Annotated in this window: 26 protein-coding genes; 25 read left to right on the plus strand and 1 reads right to left on the minus strand. The window is 64.2% G+C overall.

Annotated features, from left to right (window positions below; all coding sequences use genetic code 11):
• The first annotated feature begins 66 nt into the window (after nt 1-66).
• Nucleotides 67-708: a metallophosphoesterase family protein gene (locus AACI_RS00845; RefSeq protein WP_012809612.1), complete on the plus strand. Its 642-nt coding sequence runs from the start codon at nt 67-69 to the stop codon at nt 706-708.
• 34 nt (nt 709-742) lie between these two features.
• Nucleotides 743-1,255 (plus strand): ribonuclease H-like YkuK family protein, encoded by a 513-nt coding sequence (locus AACI_RS00850; RefSeq protein WP_008340749.1) that lies wholly within the window; start codon nt 743-745, stop codon nt 1,253-1,255.
• Here the strand turns inward: AACI_RS00850 and AACI_RS00855 are convergent.
• Nucleotides 1,240-2,049, minus strand: coding sequence for a hypothetical protein (locus tag AACI_RS00855; protein WP_012809613.1), 810 nt, complete (start codon nt 2,047-2,049; stop codon nt 1,240-1,242). The two genes, AACI_RS00850 and AACI_RS00855, sit on opposite strands and share 16 nt — an antisense overlap.
• A gap of 69 nt (nt 2,050-2,118) precedes the next feature.
• Between AACI_RS00855 and yabG the strand changes: the two genes are divergently transcribed.
• The 23 genes from yabG (at nt 2,119) to AACI_RS00970 (ending at nt 23,488) form a co-directional block, all read left to right on the plus strand.
• Nucleotides 2,119-2,985 carry a sporulation peptidase YabG gene (gene yabG / locus AACI_RS00860; RefSeq protein ID WP_014463124.1) on the plus strand — a complete coding sequence of 289 codons (867 nt, stop codon included), beginning with the start codon at nt 2,119-2,121 and terminating at the stop codon, nt 2,983-2,985.
• A 175-nt stretch (nt 2,986-3,160) separates the two neighbouring features.
• Nucleotides 3,161-4,486 (plus strand): ISNCY family transposase, encoded by a 1,326-nt coding sequence (locus tag AACI_RS15680; RefSeq protein ID WP_245530647.1) that lies wholly within the window; start codon nt 3,161-3,163, stop codon nt 4,484-4,486.
• A gap of 394 nt (nt 4,487-4,880) precedes the next feature.
• Nucleotides 4,881-5,156 (plus strand): biofilm formation stimulator Veg, encoded by a 276-nt coding sequence (gene veg / locus AACI_RS00870; RefSeq protein ID WP_008340745.1) that lies wholly within the window; start codon nt 4,881-4,883, stop codon nt 5,154-5,156.
• A 195-nt stretch (nt 5,157-5,351) separates the two neighbouring features.
• Nucleotides 5,352-5,537, plus strand: coding sequence for a small, acid-soluble spore protein, alpha/beta type (locus AACI_RS00875; RefSeq protein WP_169304837.1), 186 nt, complete (start codon nt 5,352-5,354; stop codon nt 5,535-5,537).
• Nucleotides 5,538-5,648: 111 nt separating this feature from the next.
• Nucleotides 5,649-6,485: a cyanophycinase gene (locus AACI_RS00880; RefSeq protein WP_012809617.1), complete on the plus strand. Its 837-nt coding sequence runs from the start codon at nt 5,649-5,651 to the stop codon at nt 6,483-6,485.
• Nucleotides 6,482-9,127: a cyanophycin synthetase gene (gene cphA / locus AACI_RS00885; protein WP_012809618.1), complete on the plus strand. Its 2,646-nt coding sequence runs from the start codon at nt 6,482-6,484 to the stop codon at nt 9,125-9,127. The genes AACI_RS00880 and cphA overlap by 4 nt, the downstream gene beginning before the upstream one ends.
• Before the next feature lie 55 nt (nt 9,128-9,182).
• Nucleotides 9,183-10,061: a 4-(cytidine 5'-diphospho)-2-C-methyl-D-erythritol kinase gene (ispE, locus tag AACI_RS00890; RefSeq protein WP_012809619.1), complete on the plus strand. Its 879-nt coding sequence runs from the start codon at nt 9,183-9,185 to the stop codon at nt 10,059-10,061.
• An 11-nt stretch (nt 10,062-10,072) separates the two neighbouring features.
• Nucleotides 10,073-10,900, plus strand: a complete 828-nt coding sequence (gene purR, locus AACI_RS00895) for a pur operon repressor (protein WP_012809620.1) — start codon at nt 10,073-10,075, stop codon at nt 10,898-10,900.
• Nucleotides 10,901-10,913: 13 nt separating this feature from the next.
• Entirely contained in the window at nt 10,914-11,288 is a 375-nt protein-coding gene (locus AACI_RS00900) for a RidA family protein (RefSeq protein WP_012809621.1), read from the plus strand.
• A 152-nt stretch (nt 11,289-11,440) separates the two neighbouring features.
• Nucleotides 11,441-11,740, plus strand: a complete 300-nt coding sequence (spoVG, locus tag AACI_RS00905) for a septation regulator SpoVG (protein ID WP_012809622.1) — start codon at nt 11,441-11,443, stop codon at nt 11,738-11,740.
• Between the two features lie 146 nt (nt 11,741-11,886).
• Nucleotides 11,887-13,299, plus strand: a complete 1,413-nt coding sequence (gene glmU, locus AACI_RS00910) for a bifunctional UDP-N-acetylglucosamine diphosphorylase/glucosamine-1-phosphate N-acetyltransferase GlmU (RefSeq protein WP_012809623.1) — start codon at nt 11,887-11,889, stop codon at nt 13,297-13,299.
• Nucleotides 13,289-14,233, plus strand: a complete 945-nt coding sequence (locus AACI_RS00915) for a ribose-phosphate diphosphokinase (RefSeq protein WP_008340731.1) — start codon at nt 13,289-13,291, stop codon at nt 14,231-14,233. The genes glmU and AACI_RS00915 overlap by 11 nt, the downstream gene beginning before the upstream one ends.
• Nucleotides 14,234-14,246: 13 nt before the next feature.
• Entirely contained in the window at nt 14,247-14,822 is a 576-nt protein-coding gene (gene pth / locus AACI_RS00920) for an aminoacyl-tRNA hydrolase (RefSeq protein WP_012809624.1), read from the plus strand.
• Nucleotides 14,823-14,915: 93 nt separating this feature from the next.
• The gene (locus tag AACI_RS00925) at nt 14,916-15,155 is read left to right on the plus strand and encodes an anti-sigma-F factor Fin (protein ID WP_012809625.1); all 240 of its coding nucleotides are present in this window, start codon (nt 14,916-14,918) and stop codon (nt 15,153-15,155) included.
• A gap of 35 nt (nt 15,156-15,190) precedes the next feature.
• Complete coding sequence (mfd, locus tag AACI_RS00930) at nt 15,191-18,742, plus strand: transcription-repair coupling factor (protein WP_012809626.1); 3,552 nt, start codon at nt 15,191-15,193, stop codon at nt 18,740-18,742.
• A 116-nt stretch (nt 18,743-18,858) separates the two neighbouring features.
• Nucleotides 18,859-19,401: a stage V sporulation protein T gene (spoVT, locus tag AACI_RS00935; protein ID WP_012809627.1), complete on the plus strand. Its 543-nt coding sequence runs from the start codon at nt 18,859-18,861 to the stop codon at nt 19,399-19,401.
• Nucleotides 19,402-19,772: 371 nt separating this feature from the next.
• Entirely contained in the window at nt 19,773-19,922 is a 150-nt protein-coding gene (locus tag AACI_RS16485) for a hypothetical protein (RefSeq protein WP_218917095.1), read from the plus strand.
• 5 nt (nt 19,923-19,927) lie between these two features.
• Nucleotides 19,928-21,409, plus strand: coding sequence for a bifunctional methyltransferase/pyrophosphohydrolase YabN (locus AACI_RS00945; protein ID WP_012809629.1), 1,482 nt, complete (start codon nt 19,928-19,930; stop codon nt 21,407-21,409).
• A 64-nt stretch (nt 21,410-21,473) separates the two neighbouring features.
• A complete protein-coding gene (locus AACI_RS00950; protein WP_008340720.1) occupies nt 21,474-21,746 on the plus strand; it encodes an HU family DNA-binding protein in 273 nt (90 codons plus the stop codon).
• A 3-nt stretch (nt 21,747-21,749) separates the two neighbouring features.
• The gene (locus AACI_RS00955; protein WP_008340719.1) at nt 21,750-22,052 is read left to right on the plus strand and encodes an RNA-binding S4 domain-containing protein; all 303 of its coding nucleotides are present in this window, start codon (nt 21,750-21,752) and stop codon (nt 22,050-22,052) included.
• Between the two features lie 174 nt (nt 22,053-22,226).
• A complete protein-coding gene (locus AACI_RS00960) occupies nt 22,227-22,487 on the plus strand; it encodes a YabP/YqfC family sporulation protein (protein ID WP_012809630.1) in 261 nt (86 codons plus the stop codon).
• On the plus strand, nt 22,484-23,080 hold the full coding sequence (gene yabQ, locus AACI_RS00965; protein WP_012809631.1) for a spore cortex biosynthesis protein YabQ: 597 nt from the start codon (nt 22,484-22,486) through the stop codon (nt 23,078-23,080). The genes AACI_RS00960 and yabQ overlap by 4 nt, the downstream gene beginning before the upstream one ends.
• Nucleotides 23,081-23,140: 60 nt before the next feature.
• Nucleotides 23,141-23,488 (plus strand): FtsB family cell division protein, encoded by a 348-nt coding sequence (locus tag AACI_RS00970; RefSeq protein ID WP_012809632.1) that lies wholly within the window; start codon nt 23,141-23,143, stop codon nt 23,486-23,488.
• The last annotated feature ends 22 nt before the right edge of the window (nt 23,489-23,510 follow it).

The raw sequence follows: 23,510 nt of genomic DNA on the forward strand, positions 1-23,510 counted from the left end.
TGAAATACAATTTCTATTATGTGAAACGCGAGCTTCGGATGCAAGCGTTTTCGGGGAGGGGCCGCTGTGGGTTCAACGCCACCTGAACGAACCATCTTCATCAGCGACATTCACGGGCATCTGCGCCCGTTCGCGCGCCTGTTGGAGAGGCTCGGATATCGGCCGGATCGTGATCAACTGGTCCTCGTCGGCGACTACATCTCGGGCGGCCCGGACAGCCTGGGGGTCCTGCGGCTGGTGCGAAATCTTTGCTCCGAAGGGGCCGTGGCGCTCCGCGGCAATCACGAGGAGGCGGTGGTGAACTGGATGCGCCGCGGGATGAAGCCGCTTGGTCCGGTGCGAGACTCGCTGTATCGAGCCATCGCGGCGGACGCGTCGCTCGCCGCCTTTCTCTCCACCCTGCCGTACGCCTGGGAAGGGGAGCGGTGGGTGGCCGTTCACGCCGGGATCGATCCCGACAAGCCCCATTGGCGACAGACCGCGAAGCGAGATCTGCTGACGATCCGCGAGCGGTTTTATGCGCGCCCGCATCGCGTGGGCAAGCTGGTGGTGTTCGGGCACACGCCGTGCGTGGTGCTGCATGGGACGCATGACGTGTGGTATGGTTCGGATAAAGTCGGAATTGACGGAGGTGCGCGTCACGGCGGACAGGTGAACGCGCTCGTCGACGCGGGCGGCGCGTTGACCAGCACGGCTGAGCCCGTGTGACATCCTGCGGCAGATGATCGCGGAGCAGGCGTGGATGCCGCGTAGCCAACGAGAGGGGGCGGTGCGCGTGCTGTTTCGCAGCCCGACGCTCGGCGTGGTGACATTGGAACAGGTGGCGGAGGACGCCATTCAGGAGCGCAGGGATCATCCTCAAGATCGCTTTCGGCTGATCATCGGCACCGATTCGCAGCCACACGAGCACACGGCGTCCGCGACCTTCGTGACCGCGGTCATTCTGCACCGCGTGGGACGCGGCGCTCGCTACTACGTCCACAAGGAGCATCACGAGCACATTCACTCGCTGCGCCAGCGGATGTTCACGGAGGCCTCGCTATCTCTCCAGGTGGGCGGCCTGCTGAGCGAGTTGCTGCAGAAGGCGGGACAGGACTGGCAGATCGAGGTGCACCTCGATATCGGCGAAGGAGGCGAGACCAAGCAGTGGATCCGCGAGATCGTCGCCTGGATCGAGTCGAACGGCTATGAGGCGCGGATCAAGCCCGAGTCGTTCGGCGCGAGCAAGGTGGCGGATCGCTATACCAAGTCGTGATGCTCCCGGCAAAGGTGCGGCCCGCGAATGCAGCTCATCCACGCCTCGACTTCCCGCCAGTCGCGCCGTCCCGGCCAGAGCGGCGGAGGATCGCCCGAACCGCCGAAGAGGGCGATCTCGGCCGCCCGCGCGTCCTCGCGCAGGACGTCGAGCACGCGCGCCTGCGCGCTCGCTTCCCGCGCGGGATTGCCCACCAACCTCCCGTCCCACGCTTCATACACCCGCCACGGGATCCCTTGACGGCGGGTGAGGGCGAAGAAGAGGCCAGGTGAAGCCACAAAACGCGGCGAGACGCGCGCGAAGGCAGAAAGCGGGATGACCTGAGGGAGGAGAAACGGCCGGAGTGACGCCGGGGCGCCCGCGCGGCGCACGATGCGCTGCCAGCGCCGGTCGAGATCGGCCGCTCGCACGCGGCCCCAAATGCCCGTGATGGCTTCGGGGTGCCGGAGGGCGTCCTGGAGGAAGTCGGCAAGCATCGGGCCGAAACTCCCCTGCCAGTCCGCATCCACCATCAGCACGGCCGCCGAATCGGGCCAGCGCCGCCACGCCTCCATCGCGGCAATCGCTCGCGGGGCGTCGTGCCCCAGGGCCTGCGCAAACTCGACGACGGCGAGTTCCACCCGCAAGGTGTCCGCCACGCGCCGCGCCTCCGCCACGGTGCCATCCGTGCAGCCGTTCGCGCAGATCGCCACGCGCCTGACGCCCGCTCGGGCCACCTGCCGCAGCACGTTCGCGATCCGGCCCGCCTCGTCGCGCGCGGCAAGGGCGCACACGATGTCTCGCGCATCCGCCATGTTTCCATCCTCCGGGATCACGAAGCCTCGAAGCCGCATACCGTAGTCTAGAGCCCGCCAAGGGAGGCGATGACGGTGTGGCACATTGGCGATCGGGTCACGCGCCGCTCGTACGGCCACGACATCTGCTTCGTGATCGTTGAATTGGACGAAAGCTCGGAGACCGCCATCCTCAAGGGATTGGACGTCCGCCTGATGGCCGACGCGCCCTTTGACGATCTCGCCCCTGTCACCGAGGAGGATATGCGGGCGTTCGAGGCGATGCGCACGCAGGTCGTCGGCGAATGCCTCCGCATCATTCGATCCCGCCGCGCCCACGACTCGGAGAAGCGATCGCTCCGCAAGGAAGCGCGGTACCGCGCGAATCCCGACTTTTTTGAGCGTCCCGGCACCGTGCTTCACCTCGACGGCGACGGCAGTTATCTGCAGAAGTGCCTCGCCATGTACGAGGAACTCGGCATTCGCGCCGTCGGCCAGCACGTGGCGGAATCGGAGATGCCGCGCAAGGTCGTGCATCTGCTCGAGACGTATGCGCCGGATATCCTGATCATCACCGGGCACGACGGCGTGATCCGCAAGGGCAAGGACTGGTCCGACATCAAGAACTACCGAAACTCGCAAAACTTCGTGAAGACGGTCGCGAATGCGCGAAAATACGTGCGGAACATGGACGATCTCGTCATCATCGCCGGGGCGTGTCAGTCGCACTTTGAGGCGCTCATCGAGGCGGGCGCGAACTTCGCTTCGTCCCCGCAGCGGATTATGATCCACGCGCTCGATCCCGTCTTCATCGCGGAAAAGGTGGCGTTCACGCCCATTCACGAAACGGTGAACCTGTACGACGCGGTAAAATCCACCTACACCGGGACGGATGGCATCGGGGGATTGGAGTCGCGGGGCAAGTACCGGCTCGGCCTGCCGAAGTCCATGTACTGAAGCGATGCATGGCCTTCGAAGCGCCACTCCCCGCGGGAAACGCCGATCGGCTACCCGCGGTGGGCCATCCTCGGCGTGTCGAATTCCATGAGGTTCGCCACAGATCCCCGTAAAATACCCATGTTGAGCGTCAGTGATATTGTCACCGTGAGATTCGTCCGTGAAAATGTCATGTATGAGCAAGGAGTATCTTGTAATGCGGCAGGAAGAAGCTCGGCGTCTCACGGTCATTTCGAAATTGATTGACGGCCATCTCTCGGTCGCTCAGGCTGCTGAATATTTACAGCTTTCGATTCGTCAAGTTCTTCGTATCAAAAAACGCGTCCTCGAGGAGGGGGAAGCAGGGGTCATTCATAAAAACCGAGGACGCCAACCTTCCCATACGTTACCCCAATCCCTGAAGCACAAGATTGTCGCGCTGTATCAGTCGGACGACTATCGCGGCTGTAACGATACGCACTTCACAGAGCTTTTGGCAGTACGTGAAAACATCTACGTCAGCACGTCCACCGTTCGGCGTATCCTCCGTGCAGCCGGTATTTCAGCCGCCCGCAAACATCGTGCACCACGATCCCATCGCTCGCGTCGTAGAATGCCCCAAGCGGGCCTGCTATGGCAAATGGATGCCAGTACCTTCGACTGGTTAGAAGACCGCGGACCGCGTCTGACCTTGCATGCTGCGATCGACGACGCCACGGGGCGAATCGTCGGTGCTGCATTTGCCCGCACGGAGTGTCTTGAGGGCTATTGGTCCGTTCTTCACCACGGCATCACGGCGTATGGCATCCCCGTCGCCCTGTACGTGGATCGCCATACGATCTTCCGCTCGCCCAAGGCTGACAAACTCACGATCGACGAAGAACTGGCTGGCGTCAAACCTTCCACTCAACTTGGCAGGGCAGTGGCCGAACTCGGGATTTCCTTGACCTTTGCACGCTCCCCGCAGGCGAAAGGGCGAATTGAACGTCTTTGGGAGACCCTTCAGGACCGCCTAACCCATGAACTACGCCTGCACCGTATCTCAACCCTTGAAGCGGCAAATGCCTTCCTTCCCGCGTTTGTTGAGCGGTTCAACGCACGTTTTGCTGTGGAGCCTGAGTCACCAGAACCGGCATACCGACCACTGGCTCCCCACCACAACCTCCACCGTATTCTTTGCTACCGGGCTTGGCGTAAGGTTTCACCCGGTCAAACGATTTCGTGGAAAGGACAAACGTACCGCATTGTTCCCGAACAGCACCGGGAGACTCTGGCCCCTCGTTCCACCGTGGAGGTTCGGGTGACTACTAATGGAGAATTGTGGATTGTGGCGGGGCAAGGTCGGTTGTATCGTCTCGAGCCTTGTTCGAAGTCTCCGGCTGTGAAAAGGCGGGAAGATGCCACACCCACACCTTCCCGCCAACCCTACAAGCCCCCTGCAGACCATCCATGGCGTCGAATGACTCTCGGCCGCCCAAAACCGAAGCTTCCAACCCCGTCTGCAGAGGCAATTTCACCGTAATCAAGCCACGGTCAGATCGTCAAGGCTTGCTCCTGGGGTGGCTTCAAGGAACGCGCCGTAAGCGAAGCGACCCTTGCACGGGTGCGGTAAACTTTTGCGTCGCCTGAAGGGGGTCTGGAGTGTCCGTCATGAGCCTCTTGCTCCTGGGTCCCTTCAGGCTCAAGTCAAACGGCCTGCACCCGTGCAAGGGTACGGCGCGCACGTCCGAACGCTCTCAAGGTGACACATTCAAAGACGTAAATGACGCGTTTCAAGGTGACATTTTCACTGACGCTTGACATCCCCGTAAAATACCCATTGACACCGAAAAACATGCGCTGATATAATCATCTAATTTCCTTGACACCCCGTTCCGCGCGATGGTATAATGAAGCGCGGAAAGAGGTGGTGTGTGTTGGCCAGGAATGCGCTCCACGAAATTAAGAAGAGTCTGGATGGACTCGTCGGTGAACGCGTGTTGCTCCGCGCAAACGGAGGCAGGCGCAAAACCATTGAGCGCTTCGGGGTTCTCGAAGAGACGTATCCGTCGGTGTTCGTCGTCAAGCTGGACCCGCCGGACGGATCGTTTGAGCGCGTCTCTTACAGTTACGCGGACGTGCTGACCGAGACCGTCGAGCTGATGCTCTGCAAGGAGGACGGGAACACCACCAAGTTCGTGGTCGAACACTGAACCTCGAAGATGAGCCGGGTCCGTGCGAGGACAGGCCTCGTCACATAGATGGATTAAAATGGGAATCACGGGTGAGGCACTTGCCTTGCCCTTTTTTGTTGCTCGTAAGGCCGGTCCCCGCCGTGCGAACCCGCATAGAACGTGCCTTGCCGGCGCATCGTAAGCGTGTCGCCTCTGACCAGGGAGGGATTTGGCATGGCACGGCGGAGAAGCACCATGTCAGATGCGTTCAAAGTGGAACTGGCCAAGGAGCTCGGGTTCTACGACACGGTCCAGCGCGAAGGCTGGGGCGGGATCAAAGCGCGCGACGCCGGGAACATGGTGAAGCGCGCCATCGAGATCGCAGAGCAAGCGTTGGCTGAGAAGTCCGGGCAGAGGTGACCGAGGGCGGCCGGGATCATCCCGGCCGCCCTTTGTTGGCGTTCGCATCATCGCAAGCTGTTTCGGAAAGATTATCCGGATGATCTAACCAATCTCTGGGAGGGCGTGCGGTTGGGGCAGCGAGGACCTCTCGTCATCATCGGCGGCGCGGAGGACAAGACAGGTGAGTGCCGCATTTTGCGCCGATTTCTCGATCTCGGCGGCGGCAAACACGCGCGGGTGCTCGTCATCACCGTGGCGACGAAAACCCCGGTCGAGGTGGGCGCGGAGTACGTGGACGTGTTTCACCGTCTCGGGGTCGACGACGTGCGGACGTTCGACGTGTCCACCCGCGAGGCCGCGAACCGCGACAGCGCGGTGCAGATGATCGCGCAGGCGACATGCATCTTCTTCACCGGTGGAGAACAGGAGCGCATCACGAAGCTTTTGGGCGGAACGAAGGTGGATTCGGCGCTGCACGAGGCGCATCGGAACGGCGTCGTGCTCGGCGGGACGAGCGCAGGCGCCTCCATGATGTCGAGCACCATGATTGTCGAGGGCGAGGGAGAGACCAATCCGCGCCCCTCCATCGTGCGCATGGCGCCCGGCATGGAATTTCTCGATGGCTGCGTGATTGATCAGCACTTCGCACAGCGCGGCAGGCTCGGGCGGCTCCTGTCGGCCGTCGCGCAGTATCCGCATCACCTGGGACTTGGCATCGACGAGGACACGGCCGTCGTGGTGCACGACGGCCACGTGCTCGAGGTCATCGGCCGCGGTGCGGTCAGCGTCGTGGACGCGGGTGGACTGACCTATTCGAACCTCGACAAGGTTCACCGCGACGAGTCGCTGGCGCTGTGTGACGTGAGACTGCACACGCTGCCTGAGGGCTGCGGATTTTTGCTCCGCGAGCGCAGGCCCATCCCCGACTTTCCACACTGGCTTCGCCAGAAGGAGCTATCCTCATGAACATCGTGCGCATTCGCTTCATCGAGGGGCCCAACATCTTCACGTATCGCCCCATTCTTCTGGCCCGCTTGGATCTCGAGGCGTATACAGGCAAAGAGAGCATCGACATCCCCGGTTTCGGAGAACGCCTCTTGCATCATTTTCCAGGTCTCTGGCAACATCACTGCGCAAAGGGCCGGCCGGGCGGCTTCATCGAGCGCCTCGAGGACGGCACCTATTTCGGGCACATCTGCGAACACGTGGCCATCGAGATCGGCCACCTCGCGGGCATCCCGGCCAACTACGGCAAGACCGTGTACGCAGGGCGGCCGGGGCTGTACGACGTGGCCATCGAGTGCGCGTCGTTCCCCGCGCAGCGCCGGGCGCTCGAGGCCGCCCTCGACGTGGTGACCTCGCTCGCCGAAGGCCGCAATCCGGGCGATCTCGACGCCCTGATTCGAGAGGTCGCGAGGCTTTACGAGGACGACCGCCTCGGCCCGAGCACGCAGGCCATCGTGGACGCGTGCCGGCGGCGCAACATCCCCGTGCGGCGCCTGCAGGCGAGCTTCCTCGAACTCGGCTACGGCGTGCACCGGAAGCGCATCGAGGCCACCCTCACGGATCGGACGTCGTGCGTCGCCGCCGACATCGCGAGCGACAAGGCGCTGACCAAGCGCCTCCTCGACGAGGCCGGGCTCGCCGTACCCCCGGGCGGGGTGGCGGTGGACGAGGACGAGGCCGTCCTCCTGTGGCGCCATCTCGACGGCCCCGCGGTCGTCAAGCCGCTCGACGCGCGCCAGGGCCAGGGCGTGTCGCTGCGCCTCGAGTCCGAGGCCGAGGTGCGCGCGGCGTTTCGCGAGGCCAAGCGGTACGCGCGGGAGGTCATCGTCGAAGCGTACGTGCCGGGCGAGAACGTGCGCGTGCTGGTGGTCGACGGCCGCGCCGTCGCCGCGTCCGTGCGCGAGCCCGCCTTCGTGGAGGGAGACGGCGTGCACACGGTCAGGGAACTGGTCGATCTCGTCAACCGCGATCCGCGCCGCGGCGAGGGTCACGAGAAGCCGCTGACCAAGATCGCCATGGACGAGATCGCGCGGCAGGTTTTGGCGCGCCAGGGCATGTCGCCCGAGTCCGTGCCGCAAGCGGGCGAGCGCGTGGCGCTGCGCGAGAGCGCCAACCTGTCGACGGGCGGCGAGGCTCGCGACGTGACGGACGTGTTGCACGCATCCTACCTGCGCATCGCCGAGCGGGCCGCCGAGGCCGTGGGGCTCGACGTGTGCGGCGTCGATCTCGTCGTTCCCTCGCTCACCTCTCCCGCGGACGCTGGGGGATGGGCGGTGATCGAGGTGAACGCCTGCCCGGGCATCCGCATGCACGAGCACCCGTCGAGCGGCTCGCCGCGCCGGGCGGCGGAAGCCATCGTGGAGTCGCTGTTTCCGGCCGGATCGGACGGCCGGATTCCCATCGTGTCCATCACGGGAACCAACGGCAAAACGACGACTGCGAGGCTCGTCGCGCACGGGTTCGCCCTCGCGGGCAAGGCGGTGGGGCTCACGACAACGGGCGGCGTGTACATCGGGGGCGAGTGCGTGTGCAGGGGGGACACGACGGGGCCCATGAGCGCGCGGCTCGTGCTTTCGAACCCGCGCGTCGAGGTCGCTGTGCTCGAGACGGCGCGCGGCGGGATTGTGCGCGGCGGGCTCGCCTACGACGTCGCGGACGTCGGCGTCATCACGAATCTGTCGCTCGATCACGTCGGCCAGGACGGGCTCGAGACCATCGACGACATCGCCTTTGTCAAAGCGCTCGTCGGCGAGTGCGTCCGCGACGACGGGGCGGTGGTCCTGAACGCGGACGATCCGCGCGTGCTCGCCCTGGCGCCGCGCTTTCGCGCGCCACTCGTGCTCGTGTCGCAGGTGCCGGAAAACCCGCACGTCGCGCGACACGTGCAGGCGGGCGGGACCGCTGTGGTGGCCTCGGACGGCGTCCTCTACGAGTGGCAGGGCGGCGCACAGAGGCCCATCATCGGCGTGGCGCAGATTCCCATCTGCCTCGGCGGCCTCGCGCGCTTCCACGTCGAAAACGCGGCGCTGGCGGCAGCCGCCATGCGCGCGGCGGGCTTGCCTCGCTCCACGGTCGCCAAGGCGCTCGCGACGTTCTTGCCCGAGCAGAACACCGGGCGGCTCGAGATGTACGTGCTCCCGAACGGGGCGCGCGTCGTGCTCGACTACGGCCACAACCCGGCCGGCTTCCGGGAGGTCGGGCGATGGCTTCAGGCGCTTCCCTGCAGGCGCCGCGTCGGCGTGGTGGGCGTTCCGGGGGACCGGGCCAATCACGTCGTGGAGGAGGCGGGGCGGGCTCTCGCACCGTGGTTCGACGAGTTCATCGTGAAGGAGGACGCCGACTTGCGCGGGCGTACGCCTGGCGAGGTCGCGCGCCTCCTGTCTTCTTCGATTGCGCGCGCGTGTCCGGACAAAAAGGTGGAGGTCATCCTGGACGAGCGAGAGGCCGCGCTCATCGCCGTGCGGGGTCTCGGGCCGGAGGATGTCGTCTGCGTGTTTTACGAGCGGCTCGCGCCGCTCAAGGAGGCGCTTGAGGAGCTCGGCGCGCGGCCGTGGCACAAGGTTGTGGCGGAAGCCGCGGGCGAGCGGCTCGCGATGCTGTGATCCTTGACATTGTCCCGCCGCCTCGGCATGCTAGTCCTAGTCGAGGTGGAGCGCTTTGCTTTTTCAACGCGCGTACGCGAAGATCAACCTGACCCTGGACGTCCTCGGGCGCCGCGATGACGGCTATCACGAGGTGGACATGGTCATGCAGACCGTGGACCTGTCGGATGTCGTCTGGCTTGAGGCGCGAGACGACGGCGAGATCACCATGGAGAGCACGTCGTCCTCGGTGCCGGTGGACGAGCGCAACCTGTGCGTGCAGGCGGCGCATGCGTTCAGGCGCCGCACGGGCTTTGCGGGCGGCGTGCACATTCAACTCGAGAAGCACATCCCTGTCGCCGCGGGGCTCGCCGGCGGGTCGAGCGACGCCGCGGCTGTTTTGCGCGGGCTGAATCAGCTGGCAGGCGCGGGGCTTACGTTGGACGAGCTCGCCGACATTGGCGCAGAGGTGGGCTCCGACGTGCCCTACTGCGTCTACGGCGGGCTTGCCATTGCGCGCGGTCGCGGCGAGCGCGTGACGCGATATGCGCACGTCCCGGCCATGTACGCGGTGCTTCTGCACCCGCGCATCTTCGTCTCGACCGCGGATGTCTACCGCGGCCTCCAGCCCTCCGATTTCACCTCGTCCCCGCGCAGCGAGGAGATGGTGCGCTGCCTCGCGGAGGGGGATCACGAGCGCGCCGTTTCGCTCGTCCACAACGCCCTGGAGCGCGTGACTCTGAGCCTTTATCCGGAGCTTCGGGCGCTCAAGGAGCGGGTGACGTCCATCGCGCAGCGGCCTGTGCACATGTCCGGGTCGGGGCCGACGATGTTCGTGCTGACGCCCGTGCACACGCACGCCCAGCGGCTGTACAATGCGCTCCGCGGCATCATGAAAGACGTGTACGTGTGCCGGTTTGTGGGCGGCTACGCCCACGCACACGCGCGGAGCTGAGGAGGCGGGCCATGCAGCGGCATGAACGGCTCATCCGCCTGACCCGCCGACTCGTCGAGCGCCCCATGGCGCCCATCGGCATCTCGGCGCTGGCCGAGGCGTGGGGCGTGGCTAAGTCGACGCTGAGCGAGGACGTGCAACTCGTCCGCGAAGTGCTTGCCGAGGACGGCGCCGGCCGGGTGGAGACGCTCGTCGGGGCCCAGGGCGGCGTGCGTTTCGTGCCTCAGGTGGCCCGGGATCGCGCCGAAGCCTTTCTGTGGGACGTCGCTCGCCGACTCGCCTCGCCCGATCGCGTCATCGCGGGCGAGTTCTTGTACGCGTCGGATGTGCTCGGCGATCCGGACGTGATCGACACGGCGGGCGCCATGGTGGCGAGCCGATTCGCCCACGCGGGCGTCGAGGTCGTGGTGACCGTCGAGACGAAGGGGATCCCGCTCGCCGCGAGCGCCGCGCGGTATTTGCACGCGCCGCTCGCCATCGTCCGGCGCGAGCAGCGCGTGACAGAGGGCGCATCGCTCACGACGCACTACGTGTCCGGGTCGGCGAAGCGCATCCAGACCATGTCCTTGAGCACCCGGCTCGTTCCGAGGGGCGCGCGGGCGCTCATCGTGGACGACTTCATGCGCGCGGGCGCCACGGCCCGGGCGGTGGCCGAGCTCATCGGCGAGTTTGGCGGCGAGGTCTGCGGCACGGCGGTCTTTATGGCCACCTCGCAGCCCGCGCAGAAAATGGTCGCCGACTACGTGGCGCTGCTCGAGGTCGGCCCCGTGCGCGAGAGCGGCTTTGAGGTTCGCCCCAACCTCGGCGCGCTGGAGCGGCGCGTTACCCATGTCGATTGAGGAGGTCTTGTCCATGCAGATCATTCACACGGATCAGGCGCCGAAGGCCATCGGCCCATATGCTCAGGCGGTTCAGGTGGACCGATTCGTCTACACGTCCGGCCAGATCCCGCTCACGCCCCAGGGCGAGATGGTCCAGGGAGGCGTGAAAGAGCAGGTGGAGCAGGTGTTCCGCAACCTCGACGCGGTGCTCACGGCCGCAGGCGCGCGGCGCGATCAGGTCGTGAAGGCCACCATCTTCATGACGGATCTCGCCGAGTTCCAGGTGGTCAACGAGGCGTGCGAGGCGTTCTTCGGCAGCCATAAACCCGCTCGCTCCACCGTGCAGGTCGCGGCGCTTCCGCGCGGTGCCAAGGTCGAGATCGAGCTCGTCGCCTACCTGGATTGACGAGCGCCAAGCGGAAAACGGAGAACGAGGTCGAATTTTTGAAAAAATGATGACGATCTGTGCAGGAGTTTGCCGCCCGGATGTTGAATTGGTCGTGCAAGACAGATGTGACCAATTCGCGACATCTTCGCGACATCAGGGTGGTGAAGAGGGTGCAGATCACCGATGTAAGGCTTCGCCGAGTGGCGAGTGAAGGCCGCATGAAGGCGATCGCGTCCATTACCATCGACAGCGAGTTCGTCGTCCACGACATCCGCGTGATCGATGGCAACAACGGCATGTTTGTCGCGATGCCGAGCAAGAAGACGCCGGACGGCGAGTTTCGGGACATCGCGCATCCCATTTCGTCGTCCACGCGCCAGAAGATCCAGGAGGCCGTCCTCGCCGCGTACTACCGCGCGCAGGAGGCGGACGCCGAGAACTCGCAGCCGCTTCGCGACTCGGCCATGTGAAGCTTGTGTGAAAAGTCCCTGGCGAAAGTCAGGGCTTTTTTGTGATCGCGGGCCTGCCAAATTGAAATGCACCCCCCCATCGGGTACACTTTGTGGCGACAAGATTTGTGGGAGCGCACACATGGCGCGCTCGGAGGAGATATTGCATGGCGCAAACCGCTGTCGTGCTGGCCGCGGGGCACGGCACACGCATGAAATCGCAGACCCACAAGGTGTTGCACCCGGTATGTGGGAAGCCCATGATTCACCACCTTTTGGATAGCCTCCGCGAGGCGCAGATGGATCAAGTCGTGGTGGTGGTGGGACAGCATCGGGAACAGGTGGAGGCATCCATTCGCGGCCGCGCGCAAATCGCGGTCCAGGAGAAGCAGCTCGGTACCGCAGACGCCGTGCGGGCGGCGCTGCCGCTCGTTCCTTCCGATACAGAGACGGTGGTCGTGCTCTACGGCGACGCACCGCTCATTCGGCCGGAGACCATTCTGCACCTGATGCGGCTGCGCGAGGAGAACCGCGCAGCCTGCGTCGTGCTTGCGGCGGAAGTGACGAATCCGAAGGGGCTCGGCCGGGTCTTTTTGAACGATCGCGGCGAGGTGGAGCGGATCGTCGAGGAGAAAGACGCGACGCCGGAAGAGCGCGCGCACAGGCTCATCAACACGGGCATCTACGCGTTTCGGCGGGATGCGCTGGAACAGGCCCTTCGCGAGGTCAAGAACGACAACGCGCAGGGGGAATATTACCTGACGGACACGGCGCTCATCCTGTCCCGCCGCGGCGAGCGCGTGATCGCGCATATCGCGGAGGACGAGGACGAGATCGCGAGCGTGAACAACCGCGCCGAGTTGGCGCGCGTGGAGGCCATCTGCAGACAGCGGATTCTCACGCGCTGGATGATGGAGGGGGTCACGGTGGTGGACCCCAACACGACGTATATCGAGGCGGATGTGGAGCTCGCGCCGGACGTGACCCTGCTCCCGGGCACGATGCTCGCGGGCCGCACGCGGATATCGCCGGGGGCGGTCATCGGGCCGCACACGCGGCTGGTGGACACGGTCGTGCGGGAAGGGGCCCGCGTTCAGTACACGGTGGCGGTCGAGGCCGTCATTGGCGAAGACGCCGAGGTGGGGCCGTTCGCGTACCTGCGCCCCGGTGCGGAGATTGGGCGGCGGGTGAAGATTGGGGATTTCGTCGAGGTGAAAAACAGCCGCATCGGCGATGACACCAAGGTGAGCCACCTGGCGTACGTGGGAGACGCCGAGATCGGCCGCAACGTCAACGTCGGGTGCGGGGCCATCACCGTGAACTACGATGGCGAGCGGAAGCATCGAACGGTCGTCGGCGACGACAGCTTCATCGGCTCGAACGTGAACCTCATCGCGCCGGTGACCATTGGCAAGGGCGCGTATGTCGTCGCGGGCACGACGGTGACGGACGACGTCGGCGACGACGGCTTCGCCATCGGCCGAGTACCGCAGACCACCAAGCCGAACTACGTCCGGGCGTGGAAGGCGCGCAGGCAGAATCGGAATCCGGAGAAGGGCGGGAACCATTGTGGCCATTGACGCCGACTTGAAGCTCGTCACGGGAAATGCCAATCCGGCATTGGCGCAGGAAATTGCCGACTACATCGGAGTCCCGCTGGCGGACTGCCAAGTCGGGCGGTTTTCGGACGGCGAGGTCCGCATCCGCCTGGGCGAGAGCGTGCGAGGCGCAAACGTGTTCATCATTCAACCCACGAGCCAGCCGGTCAACGAGCACCTCATGGAGCTCCTCATCCTGATGGACGCGGTCAAGCGCGCCTCGGCGCGCACCATCAACGTCGTGATTCCGTACTATGGATATGCGCGTCAGGATCGCAAAGCCCGCGCGCGTGATCCCATCACGGCGAAGCTCGTCGCCAATCTGCTGCAGACGGCGGGCGCGAGCCGCGTCATTTCGATGGACCTGCACGCCGGCCAGATCCAGGGCTTCTTCGACATCCCGGTCGATCACCTGATCGGGATGCCCATCCTGGCGGATTACTTCCTGGACAAGCAAATTGAGAACCCCGTGGTGGTGTCGCCGGACATGGGCGGTGTCACGAGGGCGCGCGCGTTCGCGGAGCGGCTCGGCGCGCCACTCGCCATCATCGACAAGCGGCGGCCGGACGCCAACGTGGCGCAGGTCATGAACATTATCGGCGATATCGAGGGCAAGACGGCCATCCTGATTGACGACATGATTGACACGGCGGGGACCATCACCGCGGGCGCGGCGGAGCTTTTGAAGCGGGGCGCGCGTGGGGTGTACGCGTGCTGCATTCACCCGGTGCTCTCGGGACAGGGCGTGGAGCGCCTGCAGAACTCCGCCATCGAAGAGGTGGTCGTCACGAACACCATCGCGCTGCCCGAACACAAGCGGATCGACAAAATCAAGGTGCTGTCGGTGGCGGAACTCATCGCGGAGGCCATTATCCGCGTGCACACGCAGCGCTCCGTGAGTCAGCTGTTCGACTGAGGAGAGACGGACCTTGAAAGTCATCGTGGGACTCGGAAATCCGGGGCGCGAGTATGAGCGCACCCGGCACAACGCCGGGTTCATGGCCATCGACATCTTGGCGGAGAAACTCGCGGCGCGCGTGGATCAGGCCGACTTCCACGCGCTCGTCGGCGACGCGCGCTACGCGGGCGAAAAGGTTCTGTTGGTGAAGCCGCACACGTATATGAACGTAAGCGGCCTTTCCGTGGGCGAGATCGTCCGCTACTATCGGATCGATCCGGCTGAGGACCTGATGGTCCTCTACGACGACATGGACTTTCCGCCGGGCGTCGTGCGCCTGAAGGCGCAGGGGTCGGCGGGAGGCCACAACGGGATCAAGTCCATCATCGAATCGCTCGGCACGGAGAAGTTCGGGCGCGTCCGCATTGGCATCGGCCGGCCCCCGAAAGGAGCGCCGATTGTTCCGTACGTGCTGGGAGCGTTTTCACGAGAGGAAGAGCCGCACGTCCGCAGGGCGCTCGAAACGGCTGCGGACGCTGCGCTGTACGCCGTCGAACGCGGATTCGCCGAAGCCATGACCCGCTACAACGCGGCGGCCAGGGCTTGAGCCGCCGCGAGCGGCGGAGGTATGGGAAGCGTATCGCGTCTCCATACTAAGGGGAGACCTGTCTGACACACGTCTGACAAAGGGGCGATCCCGATGCGCTTCGAATACGTCTGCCGCTATTGCAGACAGAAAATTGGGGCGGTGGAGGCGCCGCACTGGTCGCTCGGAGACGCGATGGAGCGGCTTGGCCTGCACCATCTGGAGCCGGATCACCAGTGGGACGTCATCCGCCCGAGAGACAACCAGTTTGAGATTCAAACCGTCTGCGACGCCTGCGAGCAGGCCGTCGCGATGCATCCCGAACTGCTATTAGAAGGAAGTATCATACAATAAATCCAGGTACATGCGTGTGCTGGGAGGGGGACAAGGTGAAGGGTCTCGTCGAACTCATGGCCGCGGACGGGGCGCTTTCGTCATTGGCGGATGGGATGGGGCCGCGCAGAAACGACATACTCATCACGGGCGTGACCGGGGCCGGGCGGCAGCTCGTGATGGCGGCCTTGTACCATCTCCGCAATCGCCGTCTCCCAGAGTCGATGATTGTGGTGACGCATACGGCCAGTCACGCCCAGACCATCTGGGAGGACTTGAAGGAGTACCTGCCGGATGCGCGCGTCTATCTCTATCCCGAGCGAGACAACGCGCTCGTCGATTACCTGGCGTCGTCGTCGGACGTACTGGCGGATCGGCTGCACGTCCTTGAGGCCCTCGCGCAGGAGGGCCCTGTCGTTGTGGTCACGACCCTTTTGGCCGCCTGGCAGCCGGTGACGAAAAAGAGCCATTTTCTACACTCGCTGGTGAACCTCGCGGTAGGTGAATCGAAGCCGATTGACGACGTCGTAGCGCAGCTAGTGCGCGGCGGCTACGAGCGCGTGAGCCTCGTGGAGAGCCGCGGCCAGTTCAGCGTGCGCGGCGGCATCCTCGACGTCTTTCCGATGGGCCACGATCTCCCCTACCGCATCGAGTGGTTCGACACGGACATTGACTCCATCCGGACGTTCGATCCCGCCACGCAGCGATCCCAGGACAAGCGGGATCGCGTGTCGTTTGGCCCTGCATTCGACCTGATGCTTCCTCAGCCCGTTGCGGACAAGGTGGCGGATGAACTCGAGGCGCGGCTTGAAGCCAGGCTGAAGACGGTGACGGATGCGGCGCTCCGGGATCGGCTGGAGCAGTCCATCTCCGCGGATATCCGCAAGCTGCGCGAGGGGCAGCCGTTCGCGGGCGTGGCTCGTTATCAGCTTCTGTATCCCGAACACGCGGACACCCTGTTCGATCACGTCCCCCAGCCTGCGTTCGTCTGCTTCGACGAGACGGCTCGCATCCTGGAGCGCGCGGACGTGCTCGAGAAGGAGTTTCGCGAGTGGCTGTCGGGCGCCATGATGCGGGGCGAGGTGCTCTCGGGCACGGTCGACGCCATTCACTACGAGGCGAAGTTTCAAGAGTTGAATCGGCCGAAGGTGCACTTCGCGACGTTCGCCCACACGCGCGGCAGTCAGCGGTATCAGCAGGTGCTCAACATCTCCGCGCGCAGCATGCAGAATTTCCACGGGCAGATGAACGTGTTGAAACAAGAGCTCGCGCGCTGGGAGAAGGCGCACACGCAGGTGGTGTTTGCGGCCGCGACCAAGGAGCGGGCGGATCACCTGGCGCGCGTCCTGGACGACTATCGCATCCAGGCCGATCAGGTGGAGGTCTTTACGCCGGGATCGAAGGTGCCGCAGATCGTCGTCGCCAACCTGTCAAGCGGGTTCGAGTTGCCGATGCACCGCATCGCCGTGATCGTCGAGACCGAGGTGTTCACGGCGAAGCGGAAGCATCGCCAGACGCGCGCGCAGGTCTCGGATGCGGAGCGGATCAAGAGCTACCAGGAACTGAATGTCGGCGACTACGTGGTGCACGTGAATCACGGCATTGGCCGGTACATGGGTATCAAGACGCTTGAGGTCGATGGTCGCCGCAACGACTACCTGTACCTGAGCTACGCGGGCGGCGACAGCCTGTACGTGCCGGTGGACCAGATCGATCAGATCCAGCGGTACATCGGCTCCGGCGAGAAGGAGCCGAAGCTGCACAGCCTCGGGTCGAGCGAATGGCAGAAGACGAAGAACCGCGTCAAGAAGTCGGTGCGCGACATCGCGGGCGATCTCCTGAAGCTCTACGCGAAGCGCGAGGCGACGCCCGGGCACGCGTTCTCGCCCGACACGCCATGGCAGGCGGACTTCGAGAACATGTTCCCGTACGAGGAGACGCCGGACCAGCTTCGCGCCATCGCGGAGATCAAGCGGGACATGGAGAAGCCGCGCCCGATGGATAGGCTCCTGTGCGGCGACGTGGGCTACGGCAAGACGGAGGTCGCCATGCGCGCGGCGTTCAAGGCGGTCATGGACGGGAAACAAGTCGCGGTGCTGGTGCCGACGACGGTCCTCGCGCAGCAGCACTACGAGACGTTCAAGGAGCGGTTCGCCGGCTTCCCAGTGAAGATTGAGATGCTGAGCCGCTTCCGGACGCGCAAAGAGACGCAGGAGGTGTTGAAGGGCCTCAAGGAGGGGACCATCGACATCGTCATCGGCACGCACCGGCTTTTGCAGAACTCGGTGCAGTTCAAGGACCTGGGGCTTCTGATTGTGGACGAGGAACAGCGCTTCGGCGTGACCCACAAGGAAAAGCTGAAGCAGTTGCGCGCGAATGTGGACTGTTTGACGCTGACCGCGACGCCCATCCCGCGCACGCTCCACATGTCCATGCTCGGCGTGCGCGATCTGTCCATCATCGAGACGCCGCCCGAGAACCGGTTTCCGGTCCAGACGTACGTCGTGGAGTACAACGAGGGGCTTGTCAAAGAGGCCATCGAGCGCGAACTCGCCCGCGGCGGACAGGTGTACTTCGTGTACAACGACGTCCAGACCATCCACCGCATGGCCGAGCGCGTGCAGTCGCTCGTGCCCGATGCGCGCGTGAGCGTGGCGCACGGTCAGATGGCGGAGGCGGAGCTCGAGCGCGTGATGCTCGACTTTCTCGAGGGCGAGTACGACGTGCTCGTCACCACCACCATCATCGAGACGGGGCTCGACATTCCGAACGTGAACACCTTGATTGTGTACGACGCCGACAAGTTCGGTCTGTCCCAGTTGTATCAGCTGCGCGGCCGCGTCGGCCGATCCAACCGGATTGCGTACGCATATTTCACCTATCAGCCGGCCAAGGTGCTGTCGGAGGTCGCGGAAAAGCGGCTGGCGGCCATCAAGGAGTTCACCGAGCTCGGCAGCGGCTTCAAGATCGCCATGCGTGACCTGTCCATCCGCGGCGCTGGCAACTTGCTCGGGGCCGAGCAACACGGGTTCATCAACTCTGTGGGCTTCGACATGTACACGGAGCTCTTGCAGCAGGCCATTCGCGAGCTGCGCGGCGAGCAGCTGGAGAAGCCCGTCGAACCGACCATCGACGTGCCCGTCGAGGCGTACATTCCAGACACCTATATCTCCGATCCGTCTCAGAAGGTGGCCATGTACAAGCGGTTCCGGGCGATTCAGGCTGTGTCCGAGGCGGACGATCTCGAGGACGAGCTCATCGATCGCTACGGCGATCCGCCGCAGGAGGTGCGCAATCTGCTCGACGTGACGAGGCTCAAGAGCCTCGCGATGCAGGCGCACGCGGATCACATCGCGACGCAGGGTGCCGACACGACCGTGCGGTTTCCGAACGAGAAGCATGCGCCCGTCGATTATCCGAAGCTCCTGTCCATGGCGGTCAAGCACAAGGCGCAGGTCACCTCGCGGCCGAACGGCATGATCTTTGTCGCGTTCCGAACCAAGGGCCTCGCGGGGGACGAGATCGTCCGGAGGATCATCGCCTTCTTGACGGATTACCTGGAGATGGTGCGGCAGTCGAAAAAGCAGGAAGAGGTGGCGGGCGTCTGAGCCCCGCCATGCTCGGCCCTCATGGCTTCGCTGGTGCATAGAGGATCTGGGCGAGTCGCATAATACAGTCACGTCGGATTCCGTTGCACCAAACTTCATGAGGGTGAGGGATCTTTTTGAAAGCCACAGGCATCGTGCGGAGAATTGATGATCTCGGTCGGGTTGTGATTCCGAAGGAAATTCGACGGACGTTGCGCATTCGCGAAGGCGATCCCTTAGAGATATTCGTGGACCGCGACGGCGAGGTCATCCTGAAGAAGTATTCGCCCATCGGAGAACTCGGGGACTTTGCCAAGGAGTATGCGGATTCGCTCGCCGAAAACACGGGGCACATCGCGATGATTGCGGATCGGGACGTGATCATCGCCGTGTCGGGGGCGCCGAAGAAGGAGTTTTTGGACAAGCCTGTGAGCGAAGACATCGAACAGGCGATGGAGGAGCGGAAAACGGTACACAATTCGGCGGCGGGGGAGTACGCCATCGTGCGGGATCGCCCGGAGCGATTCGGCGCGCGCGTCATCGCGCCCATCATCGCCGCAGGCGATCCGATTGGCGCGGTCATCCTCGCCACCCGCGACGAGAGCGTGCGGATGGGGGAGACCGAGGTCAAGTTGGCGGAAACGGCCGCCGGCTTTTTGGGTAAGCAAATGGAGCAATAAACAAGCTCCGTCCATAAAATACCATATGTGCATCGGGTGTGCAAGTGCGATTCGGACGGATGAGCGCCAGGGGCGCATGTCAGAGCCGACGACCGCGCAGCGCCATCGGGCCTCCCGCGCTGGGTGAAACAGGGGCCAGCGGGGGGCCGTTTTGTGTGCGGTGAATTTTGCAGTGAAGGAATTTGTACTCGCGTGCATGGATCGAACGGCTCGGGCGCTGTCGTCTCCAGACAGAGATAAGCTTACCGCACGCACTTCTGGCGGCGCGGAGGCGGTGCGGTATACTGGAGGCGGAGGCGCACGTGCGCATCGCGAGAAACGGGAAACGATATCGTGGCCAAATATCTGAACGGCTTTCGTTCGCGTTTCACATGAGGTATCGGGTGCGAACGAGGGAAGAGGCGGTCGAGGAGATCGTAGGCATCTTGGAGCGACTTCCAGACGTGCAGGAGCGCCATCTCGAGCACCTCGAACGCCGAAAGCGCGAACTGCATGGAAACCGTTCCGCCATGGAGGGGTAGGCGCATTGAGCATCTTGCACATTGTCGGATTGGGCCCTGGAGATCCGGACAGCATCCCGCTCGGATCGTACGAGATCATGCGGCGCGGCTGGCCCGTCGTGCTTCGCACGCGCGAACACCCGGCCGTGAAGAGGCTCGAGGAAGCGGGCGTCACCTACCAGACGTGCGATGATCTCTACGAGAAGTGCGACACGTTTGACGCGGTCTACGAGGCGATTGTCGCGCGCCTGCTCCACCTCGCAGAAGGGCATCCGCATGTCGTATACGTGGTTCCGGGCCACCCTCTCGTGGCCGAGCGCGCGGTGCAGATGCTCTTGACACAGTCGCTCCCGGATGTGGAGGTCGAGATCGGCCCGGGACAGAGTTTTCTCGATCTCGCCGTGGCAAGGCTCGGGATCGATCCGGTGGAGGGGCTCCTGTTGCTCGACGGCCTTGCGCTTCGGCACGACCAACTCAACCCGCGCCTGCACACCTTCATCGCCCAGGTGTACAATCGCGCCGTGGCGAGTGAGGTGAAACTCACCTTGATGGAGCTCTACCCGGACGAGTACGAGGTCGTGATCGTCCGGGCGGCCGGCGTCCGCGGAGAAGAGCGGATGGAGCGCGTGCCGCTGTACGAGATCGACCGTCTCGCGTGGATCGATCACCTCACGACGCTGTACGTGCCGCCCGCCAAGGACGCGGCCGTGTTGTACCGGGATCTGCACGAGGCTCCGCGAATTGTCGAAGTCCTGCGCGGGCCGAACGGCTGCCCGTGGGATCGGAAGCAGACGCACGCGTCGTTGCGCAAGTACGTCGTCGAGGAGGCGTACGAGGTGGCGGAGGCCATCGACGAGGGCGATGCCGATCACCTCGCGGAGGAGCTGGGGGATCTCCTGCTGCAGATTCTTCTCCACGCGCGCATCGCGGAGGAAGCGGGCGAGTTCACGCTTCGCGACGTATTTGCGGGGCTCGCGGCGAAGCTGGTCCGCCGCCACCCGCACGTGTTTGGGGACGAGGTGGCGAAGACGGCGGACGACGTCCGCGGCATTTGGGAGCAGGTAAAACAGGATGAGCGTAGAAATGAAGAGCGTGAAGAGAGCGCCTTGTCAGGCGTGAAGCTCGCCGGGCCAGCGCTCGCTGTGGCGCAGGCGGTCCAGAAGGCGGCGGCCAAGGTCGGGTTCGACTGGTCGAACGAGGCCGACGTATGGCAGAAGGTCAAAGAGGAAATGAATGAACTTGACATCGAGCGACGTCGGGAGCCGCGGGATGCCGCCAAGCTCGCCGCGGAAGCCGGGGATGTGCTGTTTGCCGTCGTCAACCTCTGCCGGTTTCTCGATCTCGACGCCGAGGCCGTCCTGGCCCAGGCGACGCGCCGATTTGTCCGCCGGTTCCGGTACGTGGAGGAACGGCTGCGCTCCAATGGGGGATCGTGGGAAACCGCGTCTCCAGAAGCCCTCGATGCGTACTGGAACGAGGCAAAAATCGCATTTTCACAGTCGAACTAGCAGGATTCCCGGCGAGAAGAACGAATAACATTCCCGACATTCCCACGAAAGGGGTATCGCACGCGTGAATAAGATGGAACTCATCAACCGTGTCGCGGAAAAGACCAACTTGAAGAAGAAGGACGCGGAGAGTGCGGTCAACGCCGTGTTCGAGATCATCGAGGAGGCCCTCGCCAACGGCGAGAAGGTGCAGATCATCGGCTTTGGCACGTTTGAGACGCGTTCTCGCGCCGCGCGCTCGGGCCGCAACCCGCAGACGGGCGAGGTCATCGAGATCCCGGCTTCCACGGTGCCTGCGTTCAAACCGGGCAACAAGCTCAAGGAAGTCACGCGCTGAACCTTGCGACTCGATAAGTTTCTCAAGGTGTCCCGCTTGATCAAACGGCGCACCCTGGCCAAGAAGATCTGCGATGCCGGGCGCGTGTTGGTGAACGGCCGCCCCGGCAAAGCGGCGACGGATGTGGCCGTAGGGGACGAGATCGTCATCCAATACGGCAACAAGACCGTGACGGTCGTCGTCCGGCGCCTCGCGGAGAATCCGCGGCGGGACGAGGCGGCTTCTCTTTACGACATGGTCCGCGTGGAACCGCGCGCGGGCGACGTCGACGAAGAGTTTGTCGACGACGAAGCAGAGACTCCATAAGCCCGGTTCGGGACCGGCCCGTTGGGCCGGTCTTTTGCTATTGCCAGGAACGTGGCCGCCCGCGTGTTCGGGCCGACGTCCCGGTCCTGCACGGGTTTGCGCGCACAGTCCTTCGGTCTACATGTCCACCCTCCGTCATACACTCGGAGCGACAGGATGGTTGGAGGTGTCGGCATGGATCCGGCCGAGGGACACGATGTGCACATCCTCGCCAGGCGGGAGATCGAGGTCACCGGGGTCGAGCGCCTCGAGCGGTTTGATGCGGAGGCCTTTGTGATCTCGACGCGAGCGGGCGAGCTTTGCGTCGAGGGGAAATCCCTCGCCATCAAGGCGTTCGATCGGCAGGCGGGGATCATTCGCATCGAGGGCGAGATCGGCGCCCTGATTTACGGGGATCATCGCCGCGCGGCGCGGTGGGGGCGGCTTCGGCCATGAACGCGGGACAGAACGTGGCCTACGTCCTGTGGATGCTCGCCTCGGGCGCGGCGATGGGCGCGGTGTTCGACTGGTACAACACCATCTCGGGCGGTTTTCGCTGGCTGCGGCGCCTGCGGCCGTTGTGCGATCTCGCCTTTTGGATCGCGGCGGCCGTGGGCGTGTATCTGCTCACGTTTCGCACCATCGGCGGCGAATTTCGCATCTGGACGCTCGTGCTGCTCGCGGTGGGATACGGCCTGTATCGCCTGACCCTCAGGCGGCGCGTCGTCCGCGGGGCGTTCGCAGTCGTGGCCGTTATCCGCTTCATCGTGAGGGTCGTGCGCCGCGCGCTTGAGATTGCCGTGGTCTGGCCACTCCGGCTGGCGGCTCGGCTGATGGTGGCCGTCGCGGCGGCGCTGTATCGAGTGGGCGTGATGATGGAGAACGCCGCGTGCCGCATCGTCGCCATCGCCTTCGCCGTCGTCACGTTTCCGGTTCGCCGCTACATTCGCCGAGACGCCGGATGGCGAAAAAAACTAGCCGCCTGGCAAGAGGATTTCTGGCAGCGCGCGTCGAATTGGTTGATCCAAAGCCGCGGATCGGCTCGTTGACGCGCCTTCACTGGAGCGTCGGGGTGCCAGGCGGTGAATCTCACGGAGGAGCGTTTCGCCATGCGAGCAGTCGAGTCGCGCCCGCTGTCCAGCGTCAAGCGAGAGCCTCAGCGGCAGCGCCGGAACTTCCCCGTGCGCATCCGATACGTGGCTGCACTCGCCATCTGCGCGTGGGCGTTCTTTTACTTCTGGCATGCGGAACGTCCCCAATTGCGCCAGCTCGCGGCGGAGAACGCCAAACTGGAGCGGCAGTTGAATTCGCTCCAGGCTGAGCAGCGCACGTTGCAGACGGAGAAGCAACAATTGAACAATCCGGCGTACATTGAAAAGTACGCGACGGAGCATCAGAACCTCGTGATGCCCAACACCGTGCCGTTCGATTTGCAGTCGCCGTCAAAATCCCATTGACGTCGCGGGCGTGGGTGAGTCG

Origin of the sequence: Alicyclobacillus acidocaldarius subsp. acidocaldarius DSM 446 (assembly GCF_000024285.1) — a bacterium.
Lineage (GTDB): Bacteria > Bacillota > Bacilli > Alicyclobacillales > Alicyclobacillaceae > Alicyclobacillus > Alicyclobacillus acidocaldarius.